The following is a 2,952-nucleotide window of genomic DNA, read 5'->3' as shown; positions in this document are numbered from 1 at the left end:
CCGGGAGCTCCGGCGAGAACGGCAGGACTCCGGTCCCCCGGACCCGGTAGGTGATCGCCTGGATACCTGCCTCGCGGAAACCGCTGTCGCGACCGTAGAGTTCGGCATAGCGTTCCTCGAAAGCATCGGAGGCCTCGGCGATTTCGGACGCCGTGAGCGCCCCGTCGGAGATCGGCGTCGCGACCTCCGCGAGCTGCATGGTGTAACGCATATCGATTTCGCGGTCGATCCGGATCGAGGAGAACTGCAGACCTTGGCGCGCGAGCAACTCGCGGACCTGCTCCTCGAGCTGCTTGAAGTTCTGCTCGACGCGGGCCGGGTCGAGCGGCATCGCAGCGGGATCGGACAGTTCTTTGGCGAGCACGATATCGGACGAGGCCAGTCCGTAGGCCGAGAACGCGGACGCCACCCGGCCGAGCGGCACCACCACTTCCCTGACGCCGACCTCCTGTGCGTACCGACCGCAGTGAGCCGGTCCTGAACCACCGAAGGCGTAGACGATGAAGTCACGCGGGTCGTACCCGGCTTCCACTACGGTCTTGCGGAGCAGGTCGCCGGTCTGGGCGTTCTGTACCTCGTAGATCGCGGCGGCTGCCTCCTCGACCGACAGTCCGAGAGGTTCGGCGATCCGCGTCCGAATGGCCTGTCGTGACAGTTCGATATTCAGCGCTTTGCGGCCGCCGAGCAGTCCGCGTTCCGGCAGGATGCCGAGCACCAGGTTGGCATCGGTATTGGTCGGTTCCGTTCCCCCCTGGCCGTAGCATGCCGGGCCGGGCACCGCCTGTGCGCTGTGCGGGCCGATCTGCAAGTTGCCGCCCGCGTCGAGCCAGGCGATCGCCCCGCCGCCGGATCCGATCGCATGCACTTCGAGCGTGGGCACATTGATCGGGTGGTGGTTGATGATCGTCGTCGAGGATCGCACGGGTTCCCCGTCGACGATCAGTCCGGCGAGGAAGGTGGTGCCGCCCGCGTCCGTGGCAATGATGTTCTTGTGGCCGAGTTGCTTGCTCAGCGACACGGCGCCGACAACACCGCCGGTGAGGACGGAGCCGACTGTCGATATCGCGTTCGCCGGCGCCTCGGCGGCAGCCACAGCGCCGCCGTTGCTCTGCATCACCAGCAGCGGGCCCGCGAGCCTGTGGGCACACAGTTCACTTTCGAGCTCGCCGAGATAATTGCGCAGGCCCGGTCCGATCTGGGTGCTCATGATCGTCGTCGCGTTGCGAGCGAACTCACGGATACGCGGGCTGACTTCACTGGACAGCGAGATGAAGAGGCTCGGGTCGATATCGTGGGCGATCTCGCGGATACGCCGTTCGTGGGTGGGGTTGCGGAAAGACCACAGCAGTGACACCGCGATGGCCGAGATGCCGTCGTCGAGTAGCGCGCGGATCGCCGAACGCACCTCGTCCTCGTTCAGCGGGACCACGACGTGCCCGTCACGGTCGACTCGTTCGGTCACTTCCAGCGCATGCCGCTTGCCGACCAGTCCGTGCGATTTGCTCTGGCTCAGTACGTTCTGCAGCTGCTCAGGAGACCGGCCGAGATACCGGCCTTCGACGTTCATGATGTAGATGGAGTCGCGGTGCCCCTTGGTGGTCACGAAGCCGACCTCGGGCACCTGGTTCATCACCAGCGCGTTCAGCGAAGAGGTGGTGCCGTGCGCGATGTGGTGGGTGTCGGCGAGCATCTCGTCCAACGGCCGGCCGAGTTGCTCGGCCAGCACCTCGAGGACATCCATCACGCCGCGGGAGTAGTCCGGTGGCGTCGACGGCGATTTGCCCGCGATCACCATCCCGTCGCCGTCGTCGAGGACGGCGTCCGTGAACGTGCCGCCGACGTCCACTCCGATCACATATCCCATTGCCGCTGTACTCCTTCGGACAGAGGTGCAGGCGAGGCCGGCTCGACCGACTCTTGCTCAACGTATGCGTCGAGTATTTGACGTTGAATCCGGTGTGTCAAGCATTTTTCGTGAGCCTCATCACTTATTGAGTCCAGGCAGGACATCCCCACCACGGACGCCCTTGAGAAGTTCAGCCTCTTGCTCGCGTTCGATCCACCTCTGCGTCAAACCTTCCGAGCACTCGACCGCACACCCTTGACGAGTTCGTCACATATGTCGAATAATCGTCTTAAACGTCAATTCACTAGGTGCGCAGCGCCGAGCTACCGGAAGGGAACAGATGGGCATCCACCGCATCGGTCTGGTCGTCCCCAGCTCCAACGTCACCGTCGAAACGGAGATGCCCGCACTGCTGTCGCGGCACCCGGAGGCCGACTTCTCGTTCCACTCGACGCGGATGCGGATGCACAAGGTCTCCCCCGAAGGACTCGAGGCGATGAACGCACAGCGTGACCGGTGCATTCTGGAGATCGCCGACACCGCACCCGAGGTGATCCTGTATGCCTGCCTGGTCGCCGTCATGGTGGGCGGGCCGGGCGAGCACCGGCGTGTCGAGAGCACGGTCGCCGAACAACTCGCGACCGGCGGTTCGGAGGCACTCATCCGCTCCAGCGCCGGTGCGCTGGTCGAAGGACTGCACGCCCTGAACGCGAAACGGGTCGCTCTCGTCACGCCGTATACGCGCCCGCTCGCGCAGAAGGTGGTCGCCTACCTGGAGGCAGAGGGCTTCACCATCCCGGATTGGCGCGCCCTCGAGGTGGAGGACAACACCGAAGTCGGCTGCATCCCGGGTGAGCAGGTAATGGAGGCGGCGCGATCGCTCGACCTCTCGGATATCGACGCGCTGGTGATCTCCTGCTGCGTACAGATGCCGTCACTGCCCCTCGTCGAGATCGCGGAGCAGGAATTCGGCATCCCCGTCCTCTCCGCGGCCACCGCCGGTGCGTACAGCATCCTGCGCAGCCTCGATCTCCCCGTCGACATCCCGGGGGCCGGCAGCCTGCTGCGCGAAGACACGGCAGCCACATCCGTCTAGCAGGAGTCCA

The 2,952-nt window shown here is 65.0% G+C and carries 2 protein-coding genes; one reads left to right on the top strand and one right to left on the bottom strand.

All coding sequences use genetic code 11. From position 1 onward, the window contains the following. The coding region (locus ON20_RS10235) for a hydantoinase/oxoprolinase family protein (RefSeq protein WP_040834906.1) at positions 1-1,864 on the bottom strand (1,864 nt) is incomplete at its 3' end. Between the two features lie 322 nt (positions 1,865-2,186). On the opposite strand from ON20_RS10235, the gene ON20_RS10230 reads away from it, so the two are divergent. Continuing rightward, positions 2,187-2,942, top strand: coding sequence for a maleate cis-trans isomerase family protein (locus ON20_RS10230; RefSeq protein ID WP_040834905.1), 756 nt, complete (start codon positions 2,187-2,189; stop codon positions 2,940-2,942). Positions 2,943-2,952 lie beyond the last annotated feature (10 nt).

The organism is Nocardia brevicatena NBRC 12119 (genome assembly GCF_000308495.1).
Lineage (GTDB): Bacteria > Actinomycetota > Actinomycetes > Mycobacteriales > Mycobacteriaceae > Nocardia > Nocardia brevicatena.
This window is presented reverse-complemented; position numbering and strand designations above follow the sequence as displayed.

Coding starts and splice junctions, on each gene's coding strand:
- ON20_RS10230 (WP_040834905.1), top strand. CDS start 2,187: ATGGGCATCCACCGCATCGGTCTGGTCGTCCCCAGCTCCAACGTCACC.